Origin of the sequence: Streptomyces sp. NPDC003077 (assembly GCF_040611095.1) — a bacterium.
In the GTDB taxonomy this organism is placed as follows: Bacteria; Actinomycetota; Actinomycetes; order Streptomycetales; family Streptomycetaceae; genus Streptomyces.
Map to the genome: position 1 here is coordinate 1 of NZ_JBEXNM010000140.1, position 3,952 is coordinate 3,952.

3 protein-coding genes are annotated in these 3,952 nt (G+C 74.4%); 1 reads left to right on the plus strand and 2 read right to left on the minus strand.

Going from position 1 to position 3,952, the window contains the following annotated elements:
• Positions 1-73: 73 nt before the first annotated feature.
• Positions 74-736, minus strand: a complete 663-nt coding sequence (locus tag ABZX96_RS37945; protein ID WP_223735594.1) for a response regulator transcription factor — start codon at positions 734-736, stop codon at positions 74-76.
• 444 nt (positions 737-1,180) lie between these two features.
• Positions 1,181-1,834, minus strand: coding sequence for a DUF3000 domain-containing protein (locus ABZX96_RS37950; RefSeq protein WP_355554226.1), 654 nt, complete (start codon positions 1,832-1,834; stop codon positions 1,181-1,183).
• Between the two features lie 102 nt (positions 1,835-1,936).
• Between ABZX96_RS37950 and hemE the strand changes: the two genes are divergently transcribed.
• The gene (gene hemE / locus ABZX96_RS37955; protein WP_355554229.1) at positions 1,937-3,043 is read left to right on the plus strand and encodes a uroporphyrinogen decarboxylase; all 1,107 of its coding nucleotides are present in this window, start codon (positions 1,937-1,939) and stop codon (positions 3,041-3,043) included.
• Positions 3,044-3,952 lie beyond the last annotated feature (909 nt).

Here is a 3,952-nt window from a genome sequence, read left to right on the forward strand (position 1 = left end):
GGGAACGTTCCCTCGACGGGCGCGGCGGGGGCGATGAGGGCCTGGTGGCGGGGCCGCGGGGCGGCGGCGTGGCTCAGTGGATGATGCCGGTGCGCAGTGCCACGGCCACCATTCCGGCCCGGTCGCCGGTGCCGAGTTTGCGGGCGATGCGGGCGAGGTGGCTCTTGACGGTGAGGGCGGACAGCCCCATCGAGACGCCGATGGCCTTGTTGGACTGGCCCTCCGCCACCAGCCGCAGCACCTCGACCTCGCGTCCGGACAGTTCGCGGTAGCCGCCGGGGTGGCCCGGCGCTCCCGGGGGGCGGCGGTGCATCCGGGCCGCGCCCGCGCCGATCGGGGCGGCGCCGGGACGGCCGGGGAGGCCGAGGTTGGTGCGGGTGCCGGTCACCACGTAGCCCTTGACGCCGCCGGCCAGCGCGTTGCGTACGGCTCCGATGTCGTCGGCGGCGGAGAGGGCGAGGCCGTTGGGCCACCCCGCGGCGCGGGTCTCGGACAGGAGGGTCAGGCCGGAGCCGTCGGGCAGGTGGACGTCGGCCACGCAGATGTCGCGTGGGTTGCCGACGCGGGGACGGGCCTCCGCGATGGACGACGCCTCGATCACGTCCCGCACCCCGAGCGCCCACAGATGGCGGGTGACGGTGGAGCGGACACGGGGGTCGGCCACGACGACCATGGCCGTCGGCTTGTTCGGGCGGTAGGCGACCAGGCTCGAAGGTTGCTCGAGGAGAACAGACACCGGGCCTCCTGGGGGAGTGGCGGGACGGAAGACGACTTCAGGGGCGAGTCGAAGCGATCCGTGTTGGAAGGGTCATTGACCTCTTCGGCATCAAACCGGCCCGGCTTTAGAGTTTGATCACGATTTAGTGTGGGCAATTCGGGCAAATCGGACGCCTGGTCGGGTGTGACCCGCTCCGTGTCATCCTGCGCGGCGCCGACGAGCGGGGCGCGATCGAGGCGCCACGGCCGCGCGGTGCTGGGGGGTGGCGCGTGGTGGCGGGTGTGGGACGAGCGTGCCGCGGGTGCCCGCTGGGGGCCACGTGCCGCTCCGGAGGCTGCGTGTGCCTCGGGAGGCCGCGGACGAGCGCCCGGCGTGTGCGGTGGGTGCGCGGGGCCGCGGACGTGTACGGGCCCGGGGCGCGTACGGCTCCGGGCCCGCCCGCGCCGGCGGCTCGCGTCCCCGTCAGCGGGCCTGCGGGCCCCGCCGCTGGGGGAGCGGCACCACGCCGCCCGCCGCGTCCGGCGCCGCCGCCGGCGGCAGCCCGGCGACCTGGCCCAGCAGGTCGCACCACGCCGCCAGGTGCGCCGCGGCGTCCGGCACCCCGCCGGGCCCCTCCAGCGGCGTCCACGACGCCCGGATCTCGATCTGCGTGGTGGGCTGCCGGTCACCCAGCCCGCCGAAGAAGTACGAGCCCGCCCGGGTCACCGTGCCGCTCGGCTCCCCGTACGGCACCCCGCGCGCCTCCAGCGCCCCCGTCAGCCACGACCAGCACACCTCGGGCAGCAGTGGGTCCGAACCCATCTCCGGCTCCAGCTCCGCCCGCACCAGCGTCACCACCCGGAACGTGCCCCGCCAGGCGTCCTGCCCCGCCGGATCGTGCAGCAGGACCAGCCGCCCGTCCGCCGGCTCGGCGTCCTCGTCCTCCGGGTCGGCACCCGGCTCCGTCACCGAGGCCTGCAGCGCGTACGCGTACGGGGCCAGGCGCCGGGGGGCGGGCGTCGGCTCGATCTCGATCTCCGGCCGCGGTCGCGTCGCGCGCAGCGCCTCGATCGCCTGTCGGAAGGGAATCGGGGTGTCGTCCGCGCTGTCCGCGAGGGGTTCGTGAGCCGCAGCCATGCCCGGAAGGTTAGGCGGAAGCGGGCGTGCATACGGGGAGGACACCCGGTGCGCGCGTCGCCCATTCGGAGGCGCCCTCGCGGGCGTGCGAAGATTTGGTGCGTGAGCGCCAACGACCTTCCCCGAACCGCAGACGCCGCATCCGCAGGGGAGACCCCTGCCACCGGCCGGCGGCAGACCGCGACGCATGACTCGGCCTTCCTCAAGGCGTGCCGGCGCGAGCCGGTGCCGCACACGCCGGTGTGGTTCATGCGGCAGGCCGGGCGTTCGCTGCCCGAGTACTGCGAGGTGCGTCGCGGCATCGGCATGCTGGAGTCCTGCATGAAGCCGGAGCTGGTCACGGAGATCACGCTCCAGCCGGTGCGCCGCCACGACGTGGACGCCGCGATCTACTTCAGCGACATCGTCGTGCCCCTGAAGGCCATCGGCGTCGACCTGGACATCAAGCCGGGCGTCGGGCCCGTCGTCGAGCGCCCCATCCGCACCCGCGCCGACCTGGAGCGGCTGCGGGACCTGGAGCCCGGCGACGTCGCGTACGTCACCGAGGCCGTGCGGATGCTCACCGGGGAACTGGGCGCCACCCCGCTCATCGGCTTCGCCGGGGCGCCGTTCACGCTCGCCAGCTACCTCGTGGAGGGCGGCCCGTCCCGCAACCACGAGCACACCAAGGCCATGATGTACGGCGACCCGCAGCTGTGGGCCGACCTGCTGGACCGCCTCGCGGACATCACCGCCGCCTTCCTGAAGGTCCAGATCGAGGCCGGCGCGAGCGCCGTGCAGCTCTTCGACTCCTGGGTCGGCGCGCTTGCCCCCGCCGACTACCGACGGTCCGTGATGCCCGCCTCCGCCAAGGTCTTCTCGGCGGTCGCCGGGTACGGCGTGCCGCGTATCCACTTCGGCGTCGGCACGGGCGAGCTGCTCGGGCTGCTCGGCGAGGCGGGCGCGGACGTCGTCGGCGTCGACTGGCGCATCCCGCTGGACGAGGCCGCGCGCCGGGTCGGCCCCGGCAAGGCGCTCCAGGGGAACCTGGACCCCGCGGTCCTCTTCGCGCCGCGCGAGGCGGTGGAGGCCAAGGCCCGCGAGGTCCTGGACGCCGCGTCCGGTCTGGAGGGCCACGTCTTCAACCTGGGCCACGGGGTGCTTCCGGACACCGATCCGGACGCGTTGACCCGGCTGGTCGCGTACGTGCACGAGCAGACGGCGCGCTGACGTTTCCGGGGCGTGCCCGTGCCTTTTGGGGCGGGCGCGCACCATTCCGGCCAAGGCCGGCAGTTTCAGCCCGTCCGGTGTTTTACGGCCCCGGCGTCGGTGTGCGCCCGCACGTTTCTGGCCGAAGGCTGTCACTTCCGGCCCGTCCGGCGGTTGAGGACGTTCTGACGGGAGCCGTCGCGCGTTGCGGCTGCCTACGCCCCTCGGTTGCGGGCTGCCTGTGCCCTCGGGTTCCGTGTTCGTCCGCACGTTTTTGGCCAAAGCCGTCACTTTCAGCCTGTCCGGCGGTTGAGGGCGCTTTGACGGGAGCCGTCGCGAGTTGCGGCTCGCACGCTCCCGGTATTGGGGTGCGCCCGCACCTTTCCGGCCAAGGCTGGCAGTTTCAGCCCGTCCGGCGTTTGAGGACACGGTGACGGAACGGATGACGTGTCGCACCTGCCCGACGGCGCCGGGTGGCAGGGCCCGCCCTTGACCTGGTGGGGGCTCGCATCTCCAGCCCGTCCCCGTCCGGCGGTTGAGGAGACCCCGGCGAGCGCGCGTGCGGGCTCATGGGGCGGGTGGCGGTTGATCTGGGGACCCGGTGAACGCCGGGGCGTTGTCCTCAATCGCCGGACGGGCTTGATTTCGTCGGCCGTCGCTTGTCGGCCGGTCCGGACGGACGGGCTTGATGTGGCGGGCCGCCGCCCATCAGCGGAGCCGGAGGGGGCTTGATGTGGCGGGCCGCCGCCGGCAGCCGGGCCGGACGGCTGGAAATGGTGGGGCGCCGCTCACCGGCCGGACGGGCTCGGAGGTGCCGGGCGCCGTCCACCACCTGGGCCGGACGGGCCGGAAGCGGCGGGCCCGTCGCGCGTCGGCGAGGCCCGGCGGGGAGCTGCCTCAGCTCCCCGCCCCCCGCACGGCCGCCGTCGC